This window comes from Catalinimonas locisalis (genome assembly GCF_038039535.1).
GTDB lineage: Bacteria > Bacteroidota > Bacteroidia > Cytophagales > Cyclobacteriaceae > Catalinimonas.
Genome location: NZ_JBBPHP010000001.1, coordinates 144,540 through 169,252 on the forward strand (window position 1 = coordinate 144,540; position 24,713 = coordinate 169,252).

General features: G+C 40.8%; 24 protein-coding genes and 1 tRNA gene. 13 read left to right on the top strand and 12 right to left on the bottom strand.

Annotated elements, in window-relative coordinates:
- Position 1 precedes the first annotated feature (1 nt).
- The 5 genes from WJR50_RS00645 to WJR50_RS00665 all read left to right on the top strand — a co-directional run bounded on the left by WJR50_RS00645 (position 2) and on the right by WJR50_RS00665 (position 3,493).
- The gene (locus tag WJR50_RS00645; RefSeq protein WP_341291271.1) at positions 2-307 is read left to right on the top strand and encodes a winged helix-turn-helix domain-containing protein; all 306 of its coding nucleotides are present in this window, start codon (positions 2-4) and stop codon (positions 305-307) included.
- Positions 308-309: 2 nt separating this feature from the next.
- Entirely contained in the window at positions 310-807 is a 498-nt protein-coding gene (locus tag WJR50_RS00650) for a DUF2306 domain-containing protein (RefSeq protein WP_341291272.1), read from the top strand.
- A 30-nt stretch (positions 808-837) separates the two neighbouring features.
- Positions 838-1,404 (top strand): hypothetical protein, encoded by a 567-nt coding sequence (locus WJR50_RS00655; RefSeq protein WP_341291273.1) that lies wholly within the window; start codon positions 838-840, stop codon positions 1,402-1,404.
- 614 nt (positions 1,405-2,018) lie between these two features.
- Positions 2,019-2,660: a hypothetical protein gene (locus WJR50_RS00660; RefSeq protein WP_341291274.1), complete on the top strand. Its 642-nt coding sequence runs from the start codon at positions 2,019-2,021 to the stop codon at positions 2,658-2,660.
- A 110-nt stretch (positions 2,661-2,770) separates the two neighbouring features.
- On the top strand, positions 2,771-3,493 hold the full coding sequence (locus tag WJR50_RS00665) for a DUF72 domain-containing protein (protein WP_341291275.1): 723 nt from the start codon (positions 2,771-2,773) through the stop codon (positions 3,491-3,493).
- 29 nt (positions 3,494-3,522) lie between these two features.
- On the opposite strand, the gene WJR50_RS00670 is transcribed toward WJR50_RS00665, so the two are convergent.
- On the bottom strand, positions 3,523-4,230 hold the full coding sequence (locus tag WJR50_RS00670) for a YciC family protein (RefSeq protein WP_341291276.1): 708 nt from the start codon (positions 4,228-4,230) through the stop codon (positions 3,523-3,525).
- A gap of 158 nt (positions 4,231-4,388) precedes the next feature.
- Between WJR50_RS00670 and WJR50_RS00675 the strand changes: the two genes are divergently transcribed.
- Positions 4,389-5,306 (top strand): response regulator transcription factor, encoded by a 918-nt coding sequence (locus WJR50_RS00675; protein ID WP_341291277.1) that lies wholly within the window; start codon positions 4,389-4,391, stop codon positions 5,304-5,306.
- Positions 5,307-5,324: 18 nt separating this feature from the next.
- On the opposite strand, the gene WJR50_RS00680 is transcribed toward WJR50_RS00675, so the two are convergent.
- The 4 genes from WJR50_RS00680 to WJR50_RS00695 are packed head-to-tail and all read right to left on the bottom strand — an operon-like array spanning position 5,325 to position 8,700.
- A complete protein-coding gene (locus WJR50_RS00680; protein WP_341291278.1) occupies positions 5,325-6,506 on the bottom strand; it encodes a serine hydrolase domain-containing protein in 1,182 nt (393 codons plus the stop codon).
- Positions 6,507-6,539: 33 nt separating this feature from the next.
- Positions 6,540-6,875, bottom strand: a complete 336-nt coding sequence (locus WJR50_RS00685) for a DUF4238 domain-containing protein (protein ID WP_341291279.1) — start codon at positions 6,873-6,875, stop codon at positions 6,540-6,542.
- Positions 6,875-7,423: a DUF4238 domain-containing protein gene (locus WJR50_RS00690; protein WP_341291280.1), complete on the bottom strand. Its 549-nt coding sequence runs from the start codon at positions 7,421-7,423 to the stop codon at positions 6,875-6,877. Before WJR50_RS00690 ends, WJR50_RS00685 begins: the two co-directional genes overlap by 1 nt.
- 14 nt (positions 7,424-7,437) lie before the next feature.
- On the bottom strand, positions 7,438-8,700 hold the full coding sequence (locus WJR50_RS00695; RefSeq protein WP_341291281.1) for a serine hydrolase domain-containing protein: 1,263 nt from the start codon (positions 8,698-8,700) through the stop codon (positions 7,438-7,440).
- A 117-nt stretch (positions 8,701-8,817) separates the two neighbouring features.
- Between WJR50_RS00695 and WJR50_RS00700 the strand changes: the two genes are divergently transcribed.
- Together WJR50_RS00700 and WJR50_RS00705 are read left to right on the top strand one after the other, a co-directional pair.
- Positions 8,818-9,171, top strand: coding sequence for a PadR family transcriptional regulator (locus WJR50_RS00700; protein WP_341291282.1), 354 nt, complete (start codon positions 8,818-8,820; stop codon positions 9,169-9,171).
- Positions 9,156-10,259 carry a CPBP family intramembrane glutamic endopeptidase gene (locus WJR50_RS00705; protein ID WP_341291283.1) on the top strand — a complete coding sequence of 368 codons (1,104 nt, stop codon included), beginning with the start codon at positions 9,156-9,158 and terminating at the stop codon, positions 10,257-10,259. Before WJR50_RS00700 ends, WJR50_RS00705 begins: the two co-directional genes overlap by 16 nt.
- Positions 10,260-10,391: 132 nt before the next feature.
- On the opposite strand, the gene WJR50_RS00710 is transcribed toward WJR50_RS00705, so the two are convergent.
- Positions 10,392-10,589, bottom strand: a complete 198-nt coding sequence (locus WJR50_RS00710; RefSeq protein ID WP_341291284.1) for a hypothetical protein — start codon at positions 10,587-10,589, stop codon at positions 10,392-10,394.
- Positions 10,590-10,815: 226 nt separating this feature from the next.
- Between WJR50_RS00710 and WJR50_RS00715 the strand changes: the two genes are divergently transcribed.
- Together WJR50_RS00715 and pafA are read left to right on the top strand one after the other, a co-directional pair.
- On the top strand, positions 10,816-12,495 hold the full coding sequence (locus tag WJR50_RS00715; RefSeq protein WP_341291285.1) for an arylsulfatase: 1,680 nt from the start codon (positions 10,816-10,818) through the stop codon (positions 12,493-12,495).
- A gap of 141 nt (positions 12,496-12,636) precedes the next feature.
- Positions 12,637-14,280 carry an alkaline phosphatase PafA gene (gene pafA, locus WJR50_RS00720; protein WP_341291286.1) on the top strand — a complete coding sequence of 548 codons (1,644 nt, stop codon included), beginning with the start codon at positions 12,637-12,639 and terminating at the stop codon, positions 14,278-14,280.
- Between the two features lie 183 nt (positions 14,281-14,463).
- Here the strand turns inward: pafA and WJR50_RS00725 are convergent, their stop codons facing one another.
- Together WJR50_RS00725 and WJR50_RS00730 are read right to left on the bottom strand one after the other, a co-directional pair.
- A complete protein-coding gene (locus WJR50_RS00725; RefSeq protein WP_341291287.1) occupies positions 14,464-15,333 on the bottom strand; it encodes an alpha/beta fold hydrolase in 870 nt (289 codons plus the stop codon).
- The gene (locus WJR50_RS00730) at positions 15,323-15,865 is read right to left on the bottom strand and encodes a TetR/AcrR family transcriptional regulator (protein ID WP_341291288.1); all 543 of its coding nucleotides are present in this window, start codon (positions 15,863-15,865) and stop codon (positions 15,323-15,325) included. Before WJR50_RS00730 ends, WJR50_RS00725 begins: the two co-directional genes overlap by 11 nt.
- 121 nt (positions 15,866-15,986) lie before the next feature.
- Between WJR50_RS00730 and WJR50_RS00735 the strand changes: the two genes are divergently transcribed.
- Positions 15,987-17,045 (top strand): class I fructose-bisphosphate aldolase, encoded by a 1,059-nt coding sequence (locus tag WJR50_RS00735; RefSeq protein ID WP_341291289.1) that lies wholly within the window; start codon positions 15,987-15,989, stop codon positions 17,043-17,045.
- 181 nt (positions 17,046-17,226) lie between these two features.
- Complete coding sequence (locus tag WJR50_RS00740) at positions 17,227-17,622, top strand: BT0820 family HAD-type phosphatase (protein WP_341291290.1); 396 nt, start codon at positions 17,227-17,229, stop codon at positions 17,620-17,622.
- Between the two features lie 14 nt (positions 17,623-17,636).
- Here the strand turns inward: WJR50_RS00740 and WJR50_RS00745 are convergent, their stop codons facing one another.
- On the bottom strand, positions 17,637-18,773 hold the full coding sequence (locus tag WJR50_RS00745) for a BamA/TamA family outer membrane protein (protein WP_341291291.1): 1,137 nt from the start codon (positions 18,771-18,773) through the stop codon (positions 17,637-17,639).
- Positions 18,774-18,801: 28 nt separating this feature from the next.
- Positions 18,802-21,408 (bottom strand): AsmA-like C-terminal region-containing protein, encoded by a 2,607-nt coding sequence (locus WJR50_RS00750; RefSeq protein WP_341291292.1) that lies wholly within the window; start codon positions 21,406-21,408, stop codon positions 18,802-18,804.
- Between the two features lie 224 nt (positions 21,409-21,632).
- Here WJR50_RS00750 and WJR50_RS00755 point away from each other — a divergent pair.
- A tRNA-Val gene (locus WJR50_RS00755) sits at positions 21,633-21,707 on the top strand.
- Between the two features lie 72 nt (positions 21,708-21,779).
- Here WJR50_RS00755 and WJR50_RS00760 read toward each other — a convergent pair.
- Entirely contained in the window at positions 21,780-24,164 is a 2,385-nt protein-coding gene (locus WJR50_RS00760) for a hypothetical protein (protein WP_341291293.1), read from the bottom strand.
- Entirely contained in the window at positions 24,139-24,705 is a 567-nt protein-coding gene (locus WJR50_RS00765) for a hypothetical protein (RefSeq protein WP_341291294.1), read from the bottom strand. Before WJR50_RS00765 ends, WJR50_RS00760 begins: the two co-directional genes overlap by 26 nt.
- Positions 24,706-24,713 lie beyond the last annotated feature (8 nt).

The window sequence follows — 24,713 nt, forward strand, 5'->3', positions numbered from 1 at the left end:
CATGACTGATTTTAAAAAGTTAAATCCTCTGCTGCATTCACAACTCCGCTTGGCAGTCATCTCGCTGCTGGTGGGAGTGGAAGAAGCTGAGTTTACCTACATCAAAGAAAAGACAGGTGCTACGGCTGGCAATCTGAGTGTACAGATTAATAAACTCAAAGAAGCAGGATATATAGAGGTAGATAAATCCTTTAAAGACAACTATCCGCTTACGCGTTGCAGTATTACTCAGGAGGGTGTAAAAGCTTTTGAGGAATATGTCAATGCCTTGCAAACCTATATAGATCAATCCCCTAAAAAAGAATAAATATGGATACTTTATATCACGACTGGATAGGTTTCATCCATCTGATGGCCTCCGTATTTGCCCTGGTGAGTGGTACCCAGGTGATGTGGATGAAGAAAGGAACCAAACTGCATAAGCAGATCGGCTATCTCTACGCCGCAAGCATGCTGATTGTCTTTGTGACATCATTTTTCATCTATCGGCTTTTTGGAGGCTTTGGTATTTTTCATATTGCCGCCATTGTGGGGTTTCTGACACTACTGGCCGGTATGGTTCCGGTCATTACCAAGAAACCCAAAGGTAAATGGCTAGGCTTACATTATTCATTTATGTACTGGTCAGTCATCGGCTTATATGCAGCTTTTATTTCTGAAACCCTTACCCGTATACCCGATACTCCATTTTATGGTATGCTGGGGCTGGCTACTTTTGGCGTAATGCTGGTCGCAAGCATCCTTTTCAAAAAATATAAGAGGGTATGGGCAGAGAAGTTTTCGGAGAAAAAGCTTAAGCATTCATAATGCTCAATAATACTTAAAAACATTAAAATAATGGCAACGAAAATGAAAAAAGTAGCAATCATTTGTATGCTCTGCTGTATCAGCACAGTATCTTTTGCCCAGGATTATTATTCTGGAGGTTATGGAAGTCTTCAATTGCGCTACGGCGAAGCCAATGGTCAGGGGTACATATGGCTGGGAGGTTATGGAGGGTGGCTGATTGCAGGAAAGCTACTACTGGGAGCAGGAGGAGCAGGCGCATTCGGCGAAATTGAAATAATTTCTAACGGTAATGTGGATAAGTACGAAATAGGTTACAGTGGTTTTGTATCTGAATATAGATTGTCGTTGTCGCCAAAATGGAAGTTGGTACCGGGCTTCCTGATCGGAGGTGGACGGCTGGAAAAAGAACTGGAAGAAGGACTAAGCCTGAGCAGTAGCTTCTTTGTTGTAGAACCTCACCTCCAGGCCGAACTGGAAGTTTTGTCCTGGATGCATATCACCTCAGGAATTTTTTATCGCCACATAGGAAAGCACAATTTGCCCAATGTTACAGAAGATTACAGTCTGAACGGATTGAGTTATGGAATAGGCATCAAGCTGGGCTATTTTCAGTAGAAATTATTGTCAAAGAAAACGAACTATCGAGAGAAACAGATAAACCAGTATGACGCATCTCGCTTGAAATGGGTAAACTGCTTGTTATTTATTGGCTATAGAAAATCAAAACAAGAAAAATATCTCTCCTGATGTGTTTATGAAAAGAGGTAAAAACTCTACCAGTTATATGATGATTTATAGCGTAGGCTAACTGGCATTGATGCTGAGCTTCGCGTTTTTCTACCGCTGTGCATATAAAAAGAGAGGAGAATTAGCATAAACCCGGGAGAGGAAGAAAAAACTTTCTTATTTATGATGCTGTCCTAAGCATAATCTTACATCTGCCAGAGAGTTTAGGTCTTATTTAAGGAAGGTCATATATAATTCAAGAAAGAATGTATTAAAGGTTTTAAAGAATTTTCAGAAAAGTGATTTCTCTTGAGTCGCCGCTGCATTATAAGCTTCCCACGATATTTACTAACATTTTAAAAATTTATTGAAGTAAATGAATAAATAAGGAATTATTTATATTGTTAATAATTTATTAATCAAAACTATATTTTGTTACCATATAACTAATCAAAATTTAGTTTCGTTAGAAGAATTGTATTTCAGTAAAACCACAAAAAGAGATGAAAAGACTTCTACTAACGTTAATGCTGACGGGCTGGACCTTTATGGTAATAGGGCAGGTTCCGTCGCTACATCAATTGTACTGGAGCGAGGGCAGTATTGTCCTTGAGAATAAAGAAGTATTGACAGGATTAACCAGCTACTACCCCAGTCTTGATGTGATTTTCTTTAAAGGAAAAAATAACCATCAGGTCAAAACCTATCATATCAGTCGTATTCTGGGCCTGCGTTTTTTTGATAATGGCATGCGGTTAGACCGGGAGTTTGTCAAACTGGACAGACCGAATCGCCATGGTAAAACGCTGTTTGAAGTGATACCGGTCAGAGACTTTATAGTACTCAGAGTTCCGGAAGCCAGAAATTACCAGTATGACCACAGAAGCCGACAGTACATTGACCAGCAGGGTGAATTTACCGGCTACAGATACTGGATTGCACAGGAAAAGCCTCATCAGGCAGGTAGCCTGGCGGTGATGCCAAAGTCAGAGGCAAACAAGCTTATCGCTTACATCAGGTCAGGAGATTTGGATTGCTATGATCAGCAGGACCAAATGCTGATAGAAGAATTTTATCAGGAGAAAGTAGGGGATAAGCTGGCACAAAAGACAGAGAGTAACTTGGTTTCCTTGTCATCAGAATAAATATCTCCTTAAAAAACAGTCGGTCTAATTCATTTTTTCAGTTTACCCAAACATGCATCATTTATTTTTGCTTACCCAACAAAGAAAAAATAAAAAAGTAAGCATAAACTATGAGCGTTCATATAGGTACATCGGGCTGGAGTTACAATCATTGGGAAAATGTATTGTACCCGCCTGATACACCTCCTTATGAGCGTTTATCCCACTATTTACAGCACTTCCGGACAGTAGAGCTCAACAGTAGTTACTATCACTGGCCCAAAGTAAACACCTTCAAAAGCTGGAGAAGAAGGTTGCCGCAAGGCTTTCTGATGACTGTAAAAGCACCACGAGGCCTTACCCATGCAAAAAAGCTATACGGGCCCGAAAAATGGCTGCAAACCATAGAGGCAGGCTGGCATGGACTGCTGGACAAAAGAGGTATACTACTGGTGCAGCTCTCTCCCCTGATGGAATACGATTACGATCGGCTGGCCTTTTTTCTCGATAAGCTACCCTGGTGGATGCGGACTGCCGTAGAGCTACGACATCCCAGCTGGCACAGAAAAGAGGTATTTCAATTGCTGGAACAGCATCAGACAGCCTACTGCATCATGAGCGGTGCTTATCTGCCCTGCATACTCAGGACCACCGCACCCTTTGTGTATATACGTTTGCACGGCCCTGACCACCATCATCTGTACGGAGGCTCCTACGCTGACCAGGATCTGAGCTGGTGGGCCGACCGCATCCGGGAGTGGCAGTACCAGGGTAAAGAAGTATTTGCCTACTTCAATAATGATGGGGGAGGCAATGCAGTAAGGAATGCCTGGAAGCTCAAAGCATTGTTATAAACCTTACTGCTTACGCTACTACATGCTTCTTATTCAGGCTGATTCGCTTCCTGCGCCACGAAAAGGCTATCATCGGTCTCCTGCAATACAGCCTCATACATAGTGGCAAAAGAAGATTTGATCCACATGATTGCGGGTAATACACCTACAAAGAAAAGGAGGAGACCACCAAAAAAGATAAAGATGGAAGTAAAGCCCAATGCAAATATTTTCCATCCGTGTGATCGGGTCATCTTCCAGCTGGTTTCTACCGCCGCGATAGGGTCCAGGTCTTTATCCATCACCAGGTAAGAAACAAAGGCCAAACGGCAGGCCACGATGATTCCCGGTATGATAAAGGCTACCAGAGCCATGCCTACCAGGGCAGTAGCCAGCAGGTTTACGAGTACAATGGTTACAAAATTATTAAAGCCAATGATGATGTTTCTGACATCTATCCGTTGATTGCGTACTGCCTGAACAAACAGCAGATCTGCTCCAAAGCCAATGACCGGCACAAATAAAAGCCAGTAAGCCAGCCCTAAGATTTCAAAGCCTATCGGCCAAAACATATCAGGATTCCACTCTTCTTGATCATGAGAGATATTATCCCTTACCATTTCCAGAGGAGCATCTACGATGGCCAGTACGATGACGATCAGGAAGAAAGGAAGAAAATATTTTTTCATGGTAGCCCATCCGTATGAGAGGCTTCCCCTCCAGCTGGGATTCGGAATGGCTTGATTTATATCATTCATCTTGTATGGGTTATTGTTGAAAAGAACATACCCAAATGAAAGAAAAACCTGCATAGCAGCATAGCTACTTTAGTAGTGAATTGGTAAATCAATACTTTAGTAGTAGGGCTAAAAGGCTAAGAAAAGCTATTTTTAGGCAAACCAATACATTCAACCGCATGGAACTTCAGCGACTGCTGATCTGGATCTGTTTTTTCTTTTGCCTTGGCCTTACAGTAGGAGGAGTGCTGGTGTTCTTTCATCAGAAGGAAAAAGAAAACCTTCCGGCACTTCGCTTCCTGCAGTATTACCTGATCATGATGTATGCTTTTGCTTACTATGCCATGTGGAGCGATGTGTTTATCCGCCTGCTGTTTCCTGTAGAAGACAAAGCCTTTATCTCTAAAATTTCTAATTTTTTAACGCTCATCAGTACTCCTTTTTTATTGATTGGTTTGATTATGCTGATCGTATGGGGGCTACGGCTGCTGAAAAAGAAATCTCTACCCCTGATCATAACAGGAGGTATGCTGTCAGTGCTGCTGGTCCTTATCCCTTTTCTTTTAGATCAACGCTTTGATGTATTGCAGCATACGGAGCAATTGTTTGCCTTCTTAATAATTGCGGTAGTGTTATTTACCATGCTTCAGCTGGTATCATTCCCGATCCATTATTTTAAAACAAGGCATAAAATACTACTGATCTTTATTCTTTTTTTATCGGCCATTGTCCAACTGCCATTGATTTTCAATTTACTAAACCAGGCTGAATGGGAGCTGGGCTATATTTTTCTATTCTTTCTGGTAAATACAGCCCTGGGGGTATACTTTATTTATGCCGGAGATTTTCCTAAACCGAAAAAAGAAAGGCAAAAGGCTGTTTCCTTTAACGATTTTGTGGAAAAATACGGGATTACTGCCCGGGAGGTAGAGATCATTCTTGAGATCTACAAAGGCAAAACCAATCGCGAAATCGCCGATTGCCTGTTCGTCACCGTGCAAACCATCAAAGACCATACGCACCGCATTTATCAAAAAACAGAGGTAAGGAACAGAAATCAGTTGGCTTCATTGCTCCGAAGGTTTGAAAAGGTATGAGCCACTTCCACTAGAAACCTATTCCTTATAAAGCGTAAACAAATGTCGGAATACATAATGGCTCACATCCAGCCGAATCTGGTCGGGATTAAGCGTTTCACCATCGGTATTGGTGATGGCAATACATGCACTTTGTGATGGTGGATGAATGTAAAAGAAAGAATAAAAAGACTTTTGTGTACCCGTATGCCCCACCACCTGCATGCCTTCAAAGGCTTCGGGAAAGAAGGAGAGGGCAACTGAAGATGTAATACCATCACCTTCGCTGATAGGATGCTGCACCTGCCACAACTCTTCTAAAGAGGAACGCTTTAGTATCTCATAGGCTTCGGGCTGACCCGTCAGGAAATTAAGATATTTGATCATGTCTTTGAGCGGAGCATTCAGTCCGCCATTGGAGGCAGTGATGCCCGTATCAAAATCCAGTCCGTTAGGCTGAGGCTCTGCATTACGGATGGTATAATTATTCGCGCGATACTTAAGCAGATGAGAAGGAGTGATATCGTAATACGAACTATACATCTCCAGGGGTTTCAGTATGTTCTTGTCAATGTATACCTCATAATCATCTCCACTCAGCATCTCTATGATACGTCCCAGAAAGATGATGGCCGGATTGGAATAGCTGAATTTTGAGCCGGGTTCAAACAGAATTTCAGTATACGGCAGCATAGCTACAATCTGTGACCACTCAGTAGGTTCAAAAGGATGCCAGCTTTCATTGCCTCCCCAGGGCCAGGTAGGATCCCGGAAACCCGCCGAGTGGCTGAGTACCATTTTGAGGGTGATGTCATCCATGCTGCCATAAGGGTTGTGTACCTGCCGGAGCTCGGGCAGGTATTTGGTGATCGGATCATCCAAAGTAAGTAATCCACGGTCACGGAGCTGCATGATGGCAATCGCCGTAAAGGTTTTGGTAATAGAGGCCCAGTGAAAAATCGTATTTTCATCTACTTCCCGCTGCTGACGGATATCCGCCATCCCATAATAGCGACTACCTTTGACCTGACCTTTTTCCAGAAAAAGCAAAGCACCACCTACAATCTCATTCTCCTCCATCGTATTTTGGAAGTAAGCATCGGTTTCACTCCAAACTTGTTCAAAATCTCGGTTGGATTGTGCCTGAACATGAGTAAAGACAAAAGAAATTGATATAAAGAGTAAGGCAATTAATATGCTTCTACATTGAGCAAAGTTCATGGAAAATTATAGGTTAGGGAAACTTTATATAACTTAAAGGCTTTTATCTAAATTATCTTTTATCTGAATTTTTCCTTTTTTAAGAATTTTAATAATACAATCCTCATTCTTAGAACTATAGACGTAATTTGTAGCATTTTCAATAGTCCTACGATTTATTTCTTTGATCATCTGAGAACGAGCAGATTGATAAGAACTGTCAATTTGGTATTTTCTTCGACTTGTTGCCCATAAGGCTATATCCTTTCGGATTGGAAAAGTAAATTCTCCTTGAGAAAGCCCCCTGCTTTTGTGAATAAATACAGGGTTATCACATGTTATGAAGTGATCTTCATTAGTATACAAAAAATACCAATGCATATTCATCATTATTGGTAAAGCTTTAGAGGTATGAAAAGGTGTAAGAAATAAAGGAGAAGGGTTTTCTTCTTGTTCATATATAAACGATTTGGCAATATCTCCAGTACCTTCTTTTTTGCATCATTGTAATGGCTAAAATGTGAATCTATCATTTGAGATGTTTCTGAAAGCATAGAGTTAGCAACTTTAGGTATAAAATCCTTAGCTCTTTCTTTAGCAGCAGGTACTCTTCTGTATAATGCATATATGTAAAAGCTCAAGTCTTTTTTCTCTTCAGTATTTATTTTTTTCTTTTCAGAAATTTTGTCTAAAGTAATATTTACAGGGGTTTCCACTTCTTCAGCAAAATATTTCTCTAAAGCACTAACATCATTTTCTCCTTCATACAAATTCAATTTATAAAAGTCTCTCTCAACAGCAACGTTTATAGGATTTGTAGAAAAAGGAGCTTTTTTACTACGCTTACTATATGTCCAAACAAGATTTGAATTAGGATTACTAAATCCTTTTAAATAATATCTAGGGACGTAATGATGTCTTCTTGGAATAGTGCTCATTAAACAAATTATAACTATTCACCAACTACCAAAGCCTGATACACCAGCACCCGGTACTTACGCACAAACTCGCCATAATGCGCAAAAGGCATTACATTGGTATACACCTGTAATACCAGTTCATGCTCAAAGTCAATGGTGTATTCAGAGCAGTAAGCGCCACCCCAGTTGGCTGAACCTACCGGAGCCAGATCGCCATAGCGGCTATTGGACGTAAAAAGCATCAGCCCGTAGCCAAATTTATCTTTTCTATCCCATACCTCCAGCTCACCGATATGGTTACTGGCCATAAGGCGAATAGTAAGTGGGCTGAGTAGACGTACGCCATTATAAGCCCCACCATTTAAGATGAGTTGACAAATATTATTATAGTCAGCAGCGGTGCTTACCAAGCCTGCACCTCCCAGATAATAAGTTTGGGCACCACGCTTGGGAAAATTCTGATAAGTTTCGTTATCACTTATAGTCAATGGACCTTCAGTACTTTCCTTACTATAGAGGGTAACCAGGCGCTCTTTTTTTTCCAAAGGCAGATAAAAGTAAGTGTCGTTCATGCCTAGAGGCGTAAAAATGCTCTCTTCAAAAAACTCAGCCAGTGTCTTTCCGGAAACCACTTCCACCAGCCGTCCCAATATGTCGGTATTAGGACCATAAGTAAACTGTGCCCCTGGCTCGTGGATCAAGGGGCGTTTCGCCAGTCGGTTGATAGCATCTCCCAGCACCATATTTTCTGTTGAAGCCAGGAAAGGAATATCAAATTCGGGGTGTGCATTCAAAGGATGATCATAAGAAATACCCGCGGTATGGGTGAGCAAATCCCGGATGGTAATTTCCCGGCTGGCTGGTCTTGTTTCATATTCCAATGTGGCAGAATCATAAGTTTCCAAAACCTGTGGATCAGCAAAAGCCGCAATATAGCGGGAGATGGGATCTTCCAGTAAAAATTCCCCCTGCTCATACAGCATCATCACAGCTACCGAGGTGACCAGCTTGGTTTGGGAGGCGATGCGGAAGATTGCGTCAGTCGTCATGGCTTCTTGCTGATCAGCGTCTTTCCAGCCATAGGCCTGATGGTGTACTGTTTCTCCCCGCTGCACAATCATAGAAACAGCATAAGGAATTTTCCCCTCCTCAACCCAGGATTGCAGAAAGGAATCTACCCGGCTGAGGCGCTCTGATGAAAAGGTTAATTCAGGGAGGTCATTTTCTGAAATGCTTTGTGCCTGAATAGAGATGGAGATGATCAGGCAAAGAAGGAGAGTAATACGGTATGTCATATGAATTAGGTTGTAGCAGGCAAAATAAAGAATAAAATGAAAGCAAGCGAATTGGATAGAGCAGAGAAATATATATATAAGATTGCAATATATTATACTTTTATATATAATTGTCTTATGTATTCACAAGAACTGATCAAAGGGACGGTTACGCCCCTCATTTTAAAGTTATTATCCGACAACAAGCGCATGTACGGATACCAGATTACGCAATCCATCAAGGAAGCTACCGAAGGAAAAGTGACGCTGACTTTGGCGGCCATCTATCCGGTGCTGCACAAGCTAAAGGCCAGTGGGGAACTGACCACCGAGAAAGAAAATGTAGGAAAGCGGGTACGTATCTACTATTCGCTGACTGAGCAGGGAAATGAGACTGCCCGGGAAAAGCTTAAAGAATTTGCGGATTATCTGAACACTATGAAATCGCTGCTGGACCTCAAACCCGGATTACAAAAATGCCTGACGATCTAGCATCTCTCAACAAAGCGCAGGTAAAACGCATCAAAGAGAGGATCAGTCAGGAAGGGGTGGAAACTCCCGAGCTACTGGAAGATCTCCTGGATCACTTTTGTGTGGCTGTTGAGGAAGAGATGAAAGGAGGGAGGAGCTTTGAGTCTGCTTTTACACAAGTATTTGATAGTCTACAGGAAGATGAACTAAAAACTACCGAGATGAAAACACAAGAACTTACGGAAGGCAAAAAGATCTTTTATCCAGATGTCAAACAAAGCTTAGGTTTGATGATCATGATAGTAGGTTTGGTAATATTGTGGAGTATAGGAGTCATAATAGTATTGAGTGTATTGACTGGTGTTGGAATTATTGAAGGAGGAGGAGGTGAAGCACATCGCAACTTATTCATGGATCAATATTATCCTTTGATAGTCACCGTAAGTAATTTGCTGGTGTTCGGGGCAGTAATTGCATATGCTATCCGAGAAATCAGAAGAACACAAATCAGCGCTCCAGTTTTTTCATTCCGTGCTGTACCAGTTTATGTATTTGGAGTAGTGGTATTGACTGCAATTTTGAGTCAGTTTTGGCTAGATCCTGTTGCCATGATCTCTATTCTTCCTGAGGATGCTATGGCAGAACATATGGAAAGAATCAGAAATGTCAGCCCTATTTTGATGATTTTAGTCGCTTGTGTAAATGTAATCCTCTTTGAATTATTGTTCAGAGGCATAATTCTGAAAGGTTTACTAATGACCACCACTCCGCTCAAAGCCATTCTCTGGAGTAGTTTTTTGAGTGCTTGTGTAGGCTTTCAGTTACCCCTATTTTTCTTTTTAATCAGTCTGATACTGGGCTGGATTTATTGGAAAACACGCTCACTATACCCTACTATTTTGTTGTTTGTTACAGGAACTCTTTTCAGTTATGGTGCTTCAATACTGGTAGGTAATCCCGCAGAAAGTAGTTTTAGCTGGTGGGAAGTGGCTGAGCATGATTTGACAATTTACCTTCCTTTAGTCATAGGTTCATTTCTGCTGACCTTAGGTTTATTTTACTATCTGCACAAAAGATCAAACGTAGCAACTTCTTCAACAGAGAGGTGATCATTTAATTGGAAATGCCTTGATTATCGGGCTTTTTGGCAGGCAACTATGAAGATCGTTTTGATTTTAACGGGGATAAAGTAGGCTGACCTTAGCTTATAAAGCTAAAATTGTAACCTTGATTAATTGCACTTATAGCTCCTTTTTTTCGCTCTTCACCAGGTAATATACCGCCAGTATAAATACCATGCCTCCCAGCATCAGCGGAACAAAGAACCTTTGTTCTGTAATGCTACCGTTCAGCGTATCAGATACGTCAAAGACTACATAAGCCACTACACAGATATAAGCCACACCGGACAGCAGAGCATAAAAAAAATCTTTGGACATAGGGGAAAGATTTTAAAATGAATGCATAGATAACCCGAATAGTGAATGTTTGTTTGACCTTCGGAGGGTTCTATCTGAATATTTTTGTAGTTCTACAAATGCCAATCCACTTACTTCTTTCAGCGAGTAATTGGATATTGTGCTCCCGCTTTCTCAAAAAAAGTAGTAAATTTTATCTCAAGCGCTGATAAGTCTTCTTTTTTGTAAAACACAAGTTGAACTCTACATGAAACACGTCTATCTTCTACGCAACTATATCACCGGCCTCTGCCTACTGGGTATCTTCTTCATTACTTCCTGCGAAAATACACGCCGACCCGAATCTGAACAGGAAAGCACTCTTGCGAACGAGCGGCCTAATATTCTGCTCATCATGGCCGATGATATGGGTTATTCTGATATTGGCTGCTATGGCGGTGAAATCAACACCCCCAATTTAAATCAGCTGGCTGCTAATGGATTGCGTTTTTCCCAGTTTTACAATACTTCTCGCTGCTGCCCCACCCGGGCCAGTTTACTGACAGGCTTGTACCCGCATCAGGCAGGGGTAGGGCATATGATGGATGACAGAGGCACTGATGGTTACAGAGGAGACCTCAACCGCCAAAGTGTAACCATTGCGGAGGTGCTGAGGGCATCGGGCTATGCCACATTTATGAGTGGAAAATGGCATGTCACCCGGCAGGTAGGCCAATGGAGCGGAGATAGTAGCTTAACGTCCAAACACAACTGGCCTATGCAAAGAGGGTTTGAGAAATTCTACGGAACCATAACCGGAGCAGGAAGTTTTTACGACCCTGTTACCCTCACTGCTGAGAATGAGCCCGCCGAACCGGATACAAAAGATTATTATTATACCGACGCAATCAGCAGCAAAGCAGTACAGTTTATCAATGAGCATGAAAAAGAGGACCAACCTTTCTTTGGCTACGTAGCCTATACTGCCCCTCACTGGCCCTTGCACGCCCTTCCCGAAGACATTGCACGTTATGAAGATCGCTATAGCATCGGTTGGGATAGCCTGCGGCAGGAACGCCTGGCCCGCATGCAGGAGATGGGTCTGATCAAAGCAGACTGGACACTTACCCAAAGAGATGAGCGTGTGCCTGGCTGGGAAGATGCCGAAGATAAAGCATGGCAAAGCCGGAGAATGGAAGTCTATGCTGCCCAGATAGATCGTATGGATCAGGGAATTGGCAGCATCATAGAAGCGCTAAAAGAAAAAGGAGCATTGGATAATACTTTAATTTTTTTCCTTGCGGATAATGGAGGTTGTGCGGAAGAATTGAGTGAATCCTGGGGCAATCCACTCTTTTTACCCGAAAGGGCAAGAGATGGAAAGGAAGTGATATTTGGTAATGAACACCGGGATGTGATGCCTGGCCCGGAAGAGACCTACCAAAGCTATGGCGTACCTTGGGCCAATGCCTCTAATACGCCCTTCCGTCTCTACAAACATTATGTACATGAAGGAGGCATCTCCACGCCACTCATTGTACATTGGCCCTCAGGAATCAGCAATAAAGGAGAGTGGAGGGCTGAGCCAGGACATCTGATAGATATCATGGCCACCTGTGTGGATGTAAGCCAAGCTGACTATCCTGAGGTTTATGCCAATGAAAATATCCAGCCTATGGAGGGTATAAGCTTGCTTCCCGCGTTTGCTGGAGATAGCCTGCAAAGAGAGGCCATTTATTTTGAACATGAAGGCAATAGGGCAGTACGCAGGGGTAAATGGAAACTGGTAGCCCAGGGCAGAGAAGGGGGTTGGGAACTCTATAACATACAGGAAGACCGCAGTGAAACTCATGACCTTGCCACTGAACATCCGGAACTGGTAGAAGAGCTGTCGGGCATGTGGCAGCAATGGGCAGAACGGGCAAAAGTGATTCCCTGGCCAGCTTAGGACTTCATTTTAAGCTTTTTCAGTTTTTCGGTGGAATCCGCAGAAAAGAATGAGATATTTGAAAATCATGTGCTTATCATTCTTGTTATAGGCATGTCAATCTCTAAGCTATCTTTTTTGTTGAATTGAAAATTGAGTAAAATGTTAAGAAAAATGATGCTGCTGTGGGCACTGGCCTGCTTCAGCTTGCTCACAGCCTCCGCCACACCCGATACCGACCCATCCGAGCAACCAAAACTGGTAGTAGGTATCGTCGTAGACCAGATGCGTCAGGAATACTTACTGCGATTTTATGATAAATTTGGCGATGATGGATTCAAGCGTTTGATGAACCAGGGTTTTATGGCTCGCAACGCCCATTATAACTACATTCCTACTTATACCGGCCCCGGCCATGCTTCTGTATATACTGGCACTACGCCTGCTACCCATGGCATCATCTCCAATGACTGGTATAGCCGCGAACTTAAACGTACCGTTTATTGCGCGGAAGATACCACAGTATCCGCAGTAGGTGGCTCAGAAGGAGCCGGTCAGATCTCTCCCCGGAACATGTTGAGCAGCACCATCACTGACCAGCTTAAAATGACTACTCAAGGCAGAAGCAAAGTAATCGGTATTTCTATCAAAGATCGTGGGTCGGCACTACCCGCCGGCCATAGAGCGGATGCCGCTTATTGGTATGATGGAAGCACAGGGGAGATGATGACTTCTACTTTCTACATGCAAGACTTGCCGCCGTGGGTGAAGCAGTTCAACCAAAAGAAACTGCCGGCGAAGTATCTCAGCCAGACTTGGAATACCCTTTTACCTATTGAAGAATACACTGCCAGCGCTGACGATGAAAGTGCTTACGAAGTGCAGCTTTCAGATGATAAGGCTTCCACCTTTCCCTATGATCTAAAAGCTTTGAATAAAAATTCAAATGGATATGGGCTATTAAGCACCACGCCTTTTGGAAATACCTTAGTAGTAGACTTTGCTAAGGCTGCTTTAGATGCAGAGTCTTTAGGACAAGGGGAAGAAACAGATTTTTTAGCGGTCAGCTTTTCATCTACTGATTACATAGGCCATGCCTTTGGAGCACAATCCAAAGAGTTGCAGGATACTTATATTCGTCTGGACCGGGATATGGCAGACCTGCTCAATACTTTGGATGAACAGGTAGGAGAAGGCAATTATCTGGTATTTTTAACTGCGGACCATGCCGTTCTGGATGTGCCTAAGCTATTGGTAGACGTAAACATGCCCGGAGGATACCTGGAGATTTCAAAAATTGCTAACATCATTCAGCAGGAACTGATACAAAAGTATGGAGAAGGTAAGTGGATAGAGCATGCCAGCAGCCAGATTCTACTCGATCATCAATTGATTGAAGATAAAGGTATAGAACTGGAAGAAATACAGGATTTTGTGGCCGATCGCCTGATGGATTTCAAAGGAATTAAAGAAACCTTTACGGCCACCACCATGCGCAAGTTTGAATATACCCGAGGTCAGCGTCAGTTGCTGCAGATGGGCTATAATTTTCAGCGTTCAGGCGATATATTATATACTCTGGAGCCCGGCTTTCTGAATAGCAGCCGCATGCAGGGAACCTCACACGGCACGGGTTATAATTATGACACCCATGTGCCCATGCTGTTTTATGGCTGGGGTATTAAGGCTGGTGAAAGTGTACAATATCATAGGGTTACCGATATCGCACCGACACTTTCTATGCTGCTCAACATAGCCTTACCTGATGGGGCAAATGGGCAGCCGGTGCAGGAGCTATTTGAATAATTGCAAAAATATTAAGGCAGGAGCTTAAAGATGATAGTAGATCTGCCAGGACTAGGCGTCGCCATTTCTAAAATCTGGCAGATCTGTAAATAATTTTTGTCCTTCCAAATATTTAAGTTTGGAAGGACTTTTTTCTATTACCGAGACCTTCTTTTTAGCATTTGAGTTTGAATGTTTACTCTCCTATTTTTCACGCTTCTTTAAAAATTGACTGATATGCTCTAAAACCTCCCTTGGCTTTTCCTCCTGTACAAAATGTCCGCTTTCAAGTTCAATTACTTTAGCATCAGTCAAGCATTCTTTCCAGCGCTTGAGCAATGCAGGGCTTAACAAAGTATCTTTATTGCCCCAAAGTATTAAGGTGGGTTTTTCTTTGAGAATTTGCCTCTTCTCCCAAAGCTGGTTGAACCAATCACTACTTGCCAGGAGGTGTTTGGCAAAAGCAACGGGTCCGGAGCGGGATTTGGGGTCAGGAAATGCCTGTATGTACTGCTGATGTGTAGCTGTGCTCAGTTTGCTTTTATCGTAAAAGGCCTGATTGATCAGTACCTTGGGCGAGAAGTTAAAGTATTTGAATAACACCTTTCCAAAAATACTTCCTGCAATCTTTCCCACTCTTACGAATTCCGGATAATCATTAAGCGACCACATCCAGGGGTTGAATAAGATTATTTTCTTTACTTTCTCAGAATACTTGAACAAATAGCTTAATCCTATTGGTCCTCCGAAGTCATGAACCACCAGCGTCAGGGGTTCTAATTGAAGTTGCTCCAGCAGGTTTTCCAGTCGTTGAGCATGTGCTTCAGGTGAATAGTCAGCATTCTGCGGTTTGTCAGAGAAGCCAAAGCCCAACTGGTCTACGGCAACACAGCGATAGTGGGTAGAAAGATCTTTGATCAGGTGGCGGTACACATAAGACCATACCGGAGTACCATGGACAAAGGCGGCTACCTCACCTTCACCCTCATCTACATAATGCATGCGGCCTTGTTCAGCCCCAAAATAATGCGCCTGAAATGGATAATTTTCCCAGTCTACCCAGCTACGATCCATACTGAGGCAACTTATATTTTTCTACCAACAGAGCAGCCATTTTAGAAATTGGATACCTCTCATTGAGCAGGAAATGTGCGGCCAGCCCATCAATACTGGCGTACAATAAAATAGCTTCAGGCATAGGTTGTGTATAACCCATTTTTTCCAGAATCACACTGAGTTCTGTGAGGATATAACTTTTAATTTCTTCCTGTTCTGCTTCAAACCTTTTCATCGTAGCCTCCTGCATGCGTATGCTGTGGATCAGTCGCCAGTGTCTTCTTTTTTCATGGAGAATACGAAAAGTATTTTCCACCAGATCTTTCAGCGGATCCTCAGAGTCTCTTGGAAAGGTAAAGGAAGCTTTGATATCCACTAAGCCTTCCATCAGTATTCGCTCAAGTAAAGCATCTTTGCTTTTGAAGTAATTATACATCAGACCCAAAGAGAGGTTGGCCGTTCTGGCAATTTCCCGGATTGATGTTTTTTCATATCCATTTCTGCTAAACAGCTCCAGTGCAGTGGCTATAATATGGTCTTTAGTATTCATTGAATATAATTGAACGTTTGTTCAAATATACTCTTAAGTTTTTAACAAACAAGTTCTCTATTAATTAGTCACTATATATAGTGATTCAAGAGATCAAGTGTGAACCAAAATATACAAAGCCATGCCAAATGAAAAAATCATACAATATCTGGGAGATGATGCAGAAGCGCTGCTTTCCTATACTTCCAATACTTTTTCTAAAGAAGATATTCGTCAGCCCTCACCAAACTATGTAGATGAAAGCTTTGGGCTTTCCAACCGTTCACCACAGGTACTGCGCAGCCTGCAACAAATGTTTGACCACGGTCGGTTGGGAGGCTCGGGCTATATTTCCATCTTACCCGTAGATCAGGGAATTGAGCATACCGCCGGAGCTTCCTTTGCACCTAACCCTATATATTTTGATGGAGAGAATATCATCAGACTGGCTATGGAAGGGGGCTGCAATGCTGTAGCTACAACTTTCGGTGTACTCGCCCAAAACTCTAGAAAGTACGCTCACAAGATTCCCTTTATTGTCAAAATCAATCACAATGAGTTGATGACCTATCCCAATAAGTATGATCAGATTATGTTTGGCTCAGTAAGAGATGCCTGGAATCTGGGTGCAGTCGCGGTAGGGGCAACAATTTATTTTGGCTCAGAAGAATCTGACCGGCAGATACAGGAGGTAGCGGAAGCTTTTGAGTATGCGCACGAACTGGGCATGGGAACCATTCTTTGGTGTTATACCCGCAACAACGAATTTAAAGAAGATGGAGTAGATTACCATAACGCCACCGACGTAAGTAGTCAGGCTTGTCATATCGGAGTCACGATTCAGGCAGATTTAATTAAACAGAAGTTACCAGTCAATAATGGAGGGTTTAAGGCACTAAATTTTGGAAAATTTGACCCTGATATGTACGACAAACTTAGCACAGATCATCCTATAGATCTCACTCGTTATATGGTAGCCAATTGCTATATGGGAAAGATTGGATTAATCAATTCGGGAGGAGCTTCTTCCGGTGAATCAGATACCAAAGATGCAGTACTGACCGCAGTAATCAATAAAAGGGCAGGAGGCCTGGGCTTGATTATGGGACGTAAAGCCTTTCAGCGACCTTTCAACGAAGGTGTTGAAATATTGCAAACCATTCAGGATGTATACTTAGACAAAGATATTACAATGGCTTAAACAAGACTTTTAATATTTGTACTGAGCGAGATCTAAAACAGGTCTCGCTTTTTGTTTATAGACAAACTATGCTAGATCAATTCACGTTAAGCTGAAGTAAGTGAAGAGGGGACATTTTTTTAAAACTTGATTTATTCTTAGATTTGTACCAAAAAGATTAAATTTAAAGCAAAATAATTATATGATCATAGCGGTAGATTTTGACGGAACCGTCGTAGAAGATGCATACCCTAAAATAGGCAAACCTCAGTTGTTTGCTTTTGAAACCCTTAAGGCCTTACACCAAGATCGGCATAAGCTAATACTGTGGACCTGCCGCAGAGGAAGAAGTCTGGAAGAAGCCGTCGCATTCTGTCGGGAGAACGGAATAGAGTTTTATTCTGTTAACAGTAACTATCCGGGAGAAGTACTGGACCCTGAAGATAGCCCTAAAATAGTAGCTGATATTTATATTGACGATCGTAATCTGGGTGGTTTTCCGGGGTGGAGCGAAGTATGGAGAGTACTGAAGCCTGAGGAAGAAATGCAGATGCCTGAGCCTAAATCAAAAGGATTGTTAGGCAAAATATTTGGCTAAAAGGTTTACTCAGTCTAAAAAGCTTCGGATATATTGATGTAAAAATTCTGCGTATCCTTACCAAAAGCATAGTCAAAACGAATGTTAAGACTTTCTCCAGGGAGCACAGAATAACGTAAGCCTCCCCCCAGCGAATATTTGAGTTCTCTAATTTGAAAGGTACTTAGCTGAGGAGAAACATCTCCAAAACCAATAAAGGCAACCGCACTCAGTTTTTTCCATACTGGCATCCTATACTCAGCCTGAGTGGCAAGGAGGTTTTTATCCAGGTAGCGGCCCTGGTAATACCCTCTCATGATCATATCGCCTCCCAGCGGAGCCAGTTCATTAAAAGGTACATCTCCATCGCTCAGATAAGCATAAAGCTGCCATGCCAGTATATCACTTCTGTTCTGGAAAGGTGACCAATACGTACGAACATCAAGTTTACTTAATGAATAATCAAAATCACTGCCCAGCCATGAGCGGTGTACCTGATGCTTAAACTCCGCCAGCACTCCGGTAGTGGTGCTCATCAGGTTATTCCGGTTATCAAACAGCAGTCCGAAGTTAAGTCCGGCAGCAGAATACGCCTTACTTCCTATAGGCTGCTCGGTAGCTAAAATGCCCCCTTCTTCAAAGTCCAGTTGATAAGTCCGAAGAAAACGAATGCCCGCTCCTGCATAGAGTTTTCCGATAATATTACGATACGTCAAATGCTCAAGACTCAATGTGCTGATCCCGTATAACTCTTCGTTTGACTCAGGGGTGTCGTTGCCAATGTCATAATAAAAGAGGGGAAACTTCCGAAAATCCAGCTTTCCTTTATGAAGATACTTTTCACCCCGGCTAAAAACAGCATAAGTTGGTGAGGCAGTAATCTGCTGATTTAGGGTATAACGGGCTGAGAAAAAAAGCGAAGACGGACGATCCTCTTGCAGCGCATTTTTAGGCTTAAATAATATCACACTACCCAGGCCAAGTTGTACACTGGTTTCGGGTGAATAGGCTAGGAGAGGAGCCACCACCCAGCTGACCGGATAGGCACCGGAGTCGGTTTCAATAGTGCCGGAAAAAAAATCTATGACTTTATCTGCAAGGTCGGTTATGGATTGTGCCTGAACAGCAGTGGTATAAAAAAAAAGAAGGGCAAATAGGCAAATTTTACGCATGGGGCGCAAGATATAAAATACTCTACAATCAGGGCTTTCTGTTAGAGGAAGATTGTTTGTCTTCAAAATCAAAATAATCGTCTTCGTCCAACTCTAACTGATAGGTGGGCTGAGCTCCTTTATTTTTGATGATTTGTTTTAACTCTTCTTTCTCAGTTTGCAGGTTATCCTTGAATTTGGCTTTGGCAGATTGCATATCGTAGCTGATCTTATAGTCATCCACTGTGCCTTCGGCTTTCAAGAAGAGCTGAATAGGCGCAGCATCGTCTTCCAGAATTTCTCCAAACTGCTCTTCCCGGGCTTTGGCCCTTTCTCTGGCCGCAGCTTTACGAATGCTGAAAGTTTTCATAGGCACCTCAAAGCGATAATCAATATGGTTATCAAAAGTATGCACACCCTCTACCCAGATCTCGGAGACGTTGGAACTAACCTGCATGCGGGGAATAAAAATTTTCTGATCCTGAATACGAATGTGGTTGTTGAGTTCCGCAAAACGAAGGCGGGAAAGGCTTTCTTCCTCTACAAAGCGAGCGAGCTTTTGCATAGGCTCAAAGTTATTCAGCTTTCCTTCCCGTATGGTTGCTAGAATATCAACTTTCAAAGAGGGATAGTCCAGTTGCAAACTGTGGTTAAAAGTCATGTCCCAATCTACATCGGCATAAATCTTACCTTCTAGGTGGCGGGTGGTAAGGAAGTCCTGCCCGAAATCTTCAAAAGTATAGAAAATGCTGTCTGCTCTTAGATGTTCAAAAGCGGTATTCGCATTAACTGTAATAATATCGGGTCTACGGGCATTGACATAAGCCTGAGCTGTAACTTTACCTCCTGTTGTCAGAATGGATGATTGTTTAAGTCTGGCGATCTGATCATCTACCTCCAGTTTGCCCTTTAGGTTTCTACCCCTAAACCTTCTGAACTTGATTTTCTCCACATGGCAGTCAAAAGCAAGCTGAAGCTTAGGATCTAACTTGAAGCGATAAGGCTGTTTGTCGGCAACTTCCTGCCAACTGGCGGAGGCAGGATGAGATGAAGTCTGCCCAGAAAGCATTTCGTCCATGTCAATTTGCCGTGAATAAAGGTCGGCTTCTATATGGATGGGCTGGGTATCGGACAGTAAATAGGCGAAAGCATTGCGCAGCATACCATTCAGCACCATATGGCTATTACCTACATAGCCCTCCATATTACTAATGGATAAGTCATTTCCCTTGAACATCAGATTACCATTCAGCTTCTGTATTGGAAGTTTATCGGCCTGCCACAGCAGGTCTACGTCCTGTAGGCTGATATCTCCGCTGCTTTTGATGCGCTGCCAGTAATTGTGGCTTTCTCCCTTCAGGTCTTTCAGCCAGCCGCTGATCTCAAAATCCGCATCCAATTCACCTCTTGCTGCCTTAATTTCATCTACAGGATAAAAAGCAAAAAGCGAATTGATATCCATATTTGTTTTGACCTGGCAACGAAGAAAGTAGTCCTCAAAATTACTTACCGTCAGGCTTCCGGCAATGGGTCTACCATCCAGTTGACCATGGATATTTAGTAAATCAAGCTGAGAAGTGCGTAAGCTGTGTCCTTTGCCATTGGTAAAACTTCCATCCAGGCTGATATTTTCCATCCTCTTCTGATAGTCAGGATGGTAAAAGGAAGCATGATGCGCACCAAATTGTAACTCTACCAGAGGGTCTTCTGTACGGTTTACTTTTCCTATAACTCTTCCCTCAAAATAAGCATCTCCTTCGCTCCGGTAAGCCTGCCACTGCTGTACGATAGATTCTGGGAGCAGGGATAAAAGTGTTTGCAAATCTGTATGCTCTCCATGAATTTTAAGGTCTACAAAATTATCATTCTGCTGATCAACCAGACCACTCAGAAGAAACTTTCCCGAACCCACACCAATGCGGGTAGTATCAATACTGAGGTGACGATTGGCATAGTCATAGTAAAGCTGAGTTGCCAATTGTAAAGGCTTATTTTGGAAGTAAGCGTCTGAACCTATACGGATAAAGTGACTCGTCAGCTCTCCTTCAAGGGCAATGTCATACTGCTCACCTACTACTTCAAGTTCAGCTTCTACCTCTTGGGCGAGTAATTTGTGGTGCTGCAGGACGGGAAGGTCCTCATAGCTAACGCTTACATCTTTCAGATAAATTTTTTGTAGCTGAAACCGAAGAGGAGTGGCATTATTTTGATCTGTAGTGTCAGTTTCTCTTTTCTTGAATATGCTGTAGTTATTCTCTCCATCTCCGTTGATGGCCAGCATCACTTCGCTATGGGTCAGGTACACCTTATCAATTACATATTCACCCTGAATGAAATGCCAGATGTTAAAGGTAAAATCCAGTTGCTTAGCGTGCGCTAAAAGGCTATCCGTCTCAGATGGCTCCTGTCCGGCAGCAGTATTTCTGGCTATACTTCCCATAATTTTTACATCCTCAAGGGAAATCGCTATTTGAGGAAATTTTTCCCAGAGTGAGAGCCGGATATTTTTGACTTTTACGGGAGTAGCCAATAGCTGATTGGCCTGGGTAATAAAATGCTTAACCAGCTGATCCTGATAAAGATAGGTCAATATGCTGCCCCCTGCCAGAAGGAGAAAGAAGGTGACACAAAGTATAAGGAAGAGCTTTCGGATCAAAGTATCAACTGGTTTAGAAAGATAACGGGAAGATCTGTTCAAATATGATACGCAATATCAATTATGACTCAGCTTATTATGTTTAAAAACTTACACACAAAGCCGAGAAAAAGTTTAGGCTAAAAAAATTAAAAAAAGTAATTGATGAGAACTTGTATTTCCAGAAATGACTATTACCTTTGCAGGACCTTTTGGAAAAAGACATTCTCAGAAGGACAAATAATGGGTTCTTAGCTCAGTTGGTTTAGAGCACCTGCCTTACAAGCAGGGGGTCGTAGGTTCGAATCCTACAGGACCCACTTGATTATCAAGCACTTACGAAGAAATTTGTAAGTGCTTTTTTATTGAGTATACACAAAAGTGTACACGTTTTATTTAAAAGTAATGTAATAGCTATCTGTATTATCAGGAAAATCTACCTTTGAATTTTTATATAACCTGATCCACACTTTTCTCAAAAGGTAACTTTTTTGTTTTTCTGAATCTTTACCCACTTCGTTAGTTAGCCAATCAGGATTCTTTTCAATTAGAGAGCTTCTTTCTTTTTCTTCTAATGAAAAATCTACTATGTTAAAGTATATACCCTCTCCTATTTCTTCATATTGGATTGCTCCTTCTGTTTCTATTGGCATTTGATAGAATTTACCAATCTGTTTAGGTAAAATGTAGATAGACCTTTGGAAAAATCTATCGTTAATTTCAAATACATTAGCCTCTTTATATTTTCCAATAAGTTTATCCATTAAGACAGGACTCAACTCTGGTCTTTTTTTCTCCGGTTCTTCCTTTATTTGAAAATTTTTATTTTTTCTTAATTTATAATTTAGACCAACATTGCAGCTAATTAGGATCTTCTGCTTCAAATCAATATTATCTAAAGTGTCTTCTAGCTCATATTCGTAAATTGGAACTTGACTTTTACTTTCAATACTCCCCCGAATTTCGCTTAGAATAAGAGAGTTCTCAATTGTAGAAAATTGCATACCATACGAACGTGCAGAACTTACGTAACCACTTGAAATTTCTTCTAAAAATTCTATCCTATCTCTTATATCGCTATAACCAAAAGAGTACTGATAGTTGTAAATATCTTTTCTTATTTCATAATTACCATAATACTTAAATAACTCCTTTAATAAAGAGGCTTTATTATAAGAATTAAGTAAGTTTTCTTTGAAACTTTTTATGGTCTCTTCAGAGATAGGAGATGACTCTTCTTGAACTTGTAGATTTTGATCTATGTCACTAATAATATCTTTTAAGAATTTGGTTAATAATTTTTTCTTAGCTTCATCAAGGTAACTTTGATATAAATATTCTGAGGGACGTTTAGGAAAGTTTTCAAGAGAGTTAAGTACACTTTGGATATTACCCTTTAGGAGTTCTGTTTCAGATCTTTTAAGGCTATTTACATGGTTTGTTACTACACGCTTTCTTTCTTCCTCATCAATATGATAATTCTTTAAAAACAGTAGAATAAATAATTGGGTCACGTAGATTCCACTTCCATGATGATCGGGAAAAAAATAAATTAATTGGTCGGCAATAAAACTTGAATGCTTTATAATTGGAAGAAGTTCAAATAGGTCTCTAGGTAAAATATCTCTATTTGCCCAAATGGCATCATTATCAGGAGGGTTGTGGAAATTAAAGTAAAAGTCAATAATATTAAATGTCTTTTTAAACAGGCAATATGCTAAAAATGATAATACAATTAGTCTTAGTCTATTGTACTTAAAAGCACTTAGAAATAACATTTTAAGCTCTCTTATTATAGATAAGTATTCCTTGTTATCCCTTACTACCTTAAGTTGCCTTATCTTTTCAAGATCATCTAAATATGCATCAAATTCATTTTTAGTGAAAATTGAGTGGTAATTTCTTAGTTTTTCTTCAAATCCATTGCTCTCACCAGTTTCATCTTCACTAGCTAAAATTCTTCTAAGTTTAAAGTAGCTATCACTTGATTCATGAAAACTATAAGAGCCATGAGTAATGGACCGTAAGAAATTCTTTATTTCATTGTAGTCTTCATAATTTACACGAAGAATTAATTCATTTAGTAATGACTTAAAGAATATGTTCTCATCTCTAATGTTAAAGTCTTCTTTAAAAATTATTTCTAATAGGATTCTATAAGAGGACAGTAATACATTACCTTTTTTAAAGGTTAAAAATGTCTGTAAATTTTTCTCAGTGAAATATATAATATTTTTAAGGTATACAGATACAACACTATTAAAATTTATGTTTTCTATTTTATCTAATTTATTCAGTTTATACAGCCAGTTACCAGCTATGTATTGGCAGTTTCTTAAAATAATATCCTTGTTGGAGCTTACAGCAGCAACTTGAACTTTGTCAAGCACATCTTGATAAATGAATATTATACTATCATATGCAGAGTAAGAAGAAATTAACTGATTGGTGGAAGGGAAAATATTATCCTCAGTAAAAGTTTTAGGGCTGGTATTTACATAAGATTCCTCAAAATTAATAGAACTATAACCTAGTTGAGAAATATCAACCGAAAGTTTTGTGTAGGACTTGTATGGATTTATAAAGGCATTAAACTTGATTGGGTTAGTTTCGCTCAATTTTAATAGTTTATCAAAATTTGTTTCTAACCAAGAAAGATTTTTAGCTACTGATAATTCATTCTCTTTCCTTGTTTTTATTGCTAATACTTTTCCAAACTTTTCTAATTTCTTAATAATTTCAGCTAAACTTTCAATGTAAAATATCTTCAATTTCATTTTGAAGTTTTTCTAAATAATAATTTTCAAAGTTCGTAGAATAAATTTGAATGGTTTTTATGAACATGTAGAAAAAGTAGATACACATTGTAAGTAGTAAAAAACAAATTACTTCTATTATCCAATGTCGTTCTTTCCATAAATGCATCAGCGCAATAATCCCGATTAATGGGATAACGAACTTAAGTTGAATTATATAGTACTTTTCTTTTAAAAATACTTCTTTTATTTCACCATCATCATATTGCTCAGAAAGGCGAGAGAGGATGCTAAGATAAATTGGCAATGAAACTCCAAGTAAAGTGCCGATAATAGCTACTAAGCCTAAAATAGGAAGTTTTATACTTTGAAAATATGAGTCAATAAGTGAATAACACCCATAAAACCATACTCTTTCGTAGCCCAAATAGTATATCCAAGTTATATGAAGGATTGTAAAAACTATAATAATAAAAAGAATTATTACCATTTTAAAGCACCCTATTGCTTTCTTAAGAGACCAATTATCAGTGATTCTATTAGAAATAGTTAGTAGGTTCATTGCCTAAA

What these genes read in the sequence shown, in the direction of transcription:
- WJR50_RS00645 (WP_341291271.1), top strand. Translation starts at nt 2, where the DNA reads ATGACTGATTTTAAAAAGTTAAATCCTCTGCTGCATTCACAACTCCGC.
- WJR50_RS00650 (WP_341291272.1), top strand. Translation starts at nt 310, where the DNA reads ATGGATACTTTATATCACGACTGGATAGGTTTCATCCATCTGATGGCC.
- WJR50_RS00655 (WP_341291273.1), top strand. Translation starts at nt 838, where the DNA reads ATGGCAACGAAAATGAAAAAAGTAGCAATCATTTGTATGCTCTGCTGT.
- WJR50_RS00660 (WP_341291274.1), top strand. Translation starts at nt 2,019, where the DNA reads ATGAAAAGACTTCTACTAACGTTAATGCTGACGGGCTGGACCTTTATG.
- WJR50_RS00665 (WP_341291275.1), top strand. Translation starts at nt 2,771, where the DNA reads ATGAGCGTTCATATAGGTACATCGGGCTGGAGTTACAATCATTGGGAA.
- WJR50_RS00670 (WP_341291276.1), bottom strand. Translation starts at nt 4,230, where the DNA reads ATGAATGATATAAATCAAGCCATTCCGAATCCCAGCTGGAGGGGAAGC.
- WJR50_RS00675 (WP_341291277.1), top strand. Translation starts at nt 4,389, where the DNA reads ATGGAACTTCAGCGACTGCTGATCTGGATCTGTTTTTTCTTTTGCCTT.
- WJR50_RS00680 (WP_341291278.1), bottom strand. Translation starts at nt 6,506, where the DNA reads ATGAACTTTGCTCAATGTAGAAGCATATTAATTGCCTTACTCTTTATA.
- WJR50_RS00685 (WP_341291279.1), bottom strand. Translation starts at nt 6,875, where the DNA reads ATGATGAATATGCATTGGTATTTTTTGTATACTAATGAAGATCACTTC.
- WJR50_RS00690 (WP_341291280.1), bottom strand. Translation starts at nt 7,423, where the DNA reads ATGAGCACTATTCCAAGAAGACATCATTACGTCCCTAGATATTATTTA.
- WJR50_RS00695 (WP_341291281.1), bottom strand. Translation starts at nt 8,700, where the DNA reads ATGACATACCGTATTACTCTCCTTCTTTGCCTGATCATCTCCATCTCT.
- WJR50_RS00700 (WP_341291282.1), top strand. Translation starts at nt 8,818, where the DNA reads ATGTATTCACAAGAACTGATCAAAGGGACGGTTACGCCCCTCATTTTA.
- WJR50_RS00705 (WP_341291283.1), top strand. Translation starts at nt 9,156, where the DNA reads ATGCCTGACGATCTAGCATCTCTCAACAAAGCGCAGGTAAAACGCATC.
- WJR50_RS00710 (WP_341291284.1), bottom strand. Translation starts at nt 10,589, where the DNA reads ATGTCCAAAGATTTTTTTTATGCTCTGCTGTCCGGTGTGGCTTATATC.
- WJR50_RS00715 (WP_341291285.1), top strand. Translation starts at nt 10,816, where the DNA reads ATGAAACACGTCTATCTTCTACGCAACTATATCACCGGCCTCTGCCTA.
- pafA (WP_341291286.1), top strand. Translation starts at nt 12,637, where the DNA reads ATGTTAAGAAAAATGATGCTGCTGTGGGCACTGGCCTGCTTCAGCTTG.
- WJR50_RS00725 (WP_341291287.1), bottom strand. Translation starts at nt 15,333, where the DNA reads ATGGATCGTAGCTGGGTAGACTGGGAAAATTATCCATTTCAGGCGCAT.
- WJR50_RS00730 (WP_341291288.1), bottom strand. Translation starts at nt 15,865, where the DNA reads ATGAATACTAAAGACCATATTATAGCCACTGCACTGGAGCTGTTTAGC.
- WJR50_RS00735 (WP_341291289.1), top strand. Translation starts at nt 15,987, where the DNA reads ATGCCAAATGAAAAAATCATACAATATCTGGGAGATGATGCAGAAGCG.
- WJR50_RS00740 (WP_341291290.1), top strand. Translation starts at nt 17,227, where the DNA reads ATGATCATAGCGGTAGATTTTGACGGAACCGTCGTAGAAGATGCATAC.
- WJR50_RS00745 (WP_341291291.1), bottom strand. Translation starts at nt 18,773, where the DNA reads ATGCGTAAAATTTGCCTATTTGCCCTTCTTTTTTTTTATACCACTGCT.
- WJR50_RS00760 (WP_341291293.1), bottom strand. Translation starts at nt 24,164, where the DNA reads ATGAAATTGAAGATATTTTACATTGAAAGTTTAGCTGAAATTATTAAG.
- WJR50_RS00765 (WP_341291294.1), bottom strand. Translation starts at nt 24,705, where the DNA reads ATGAACCTACTAACTATTTCTAATAGAATCACTGATAATTGGTCTCTT.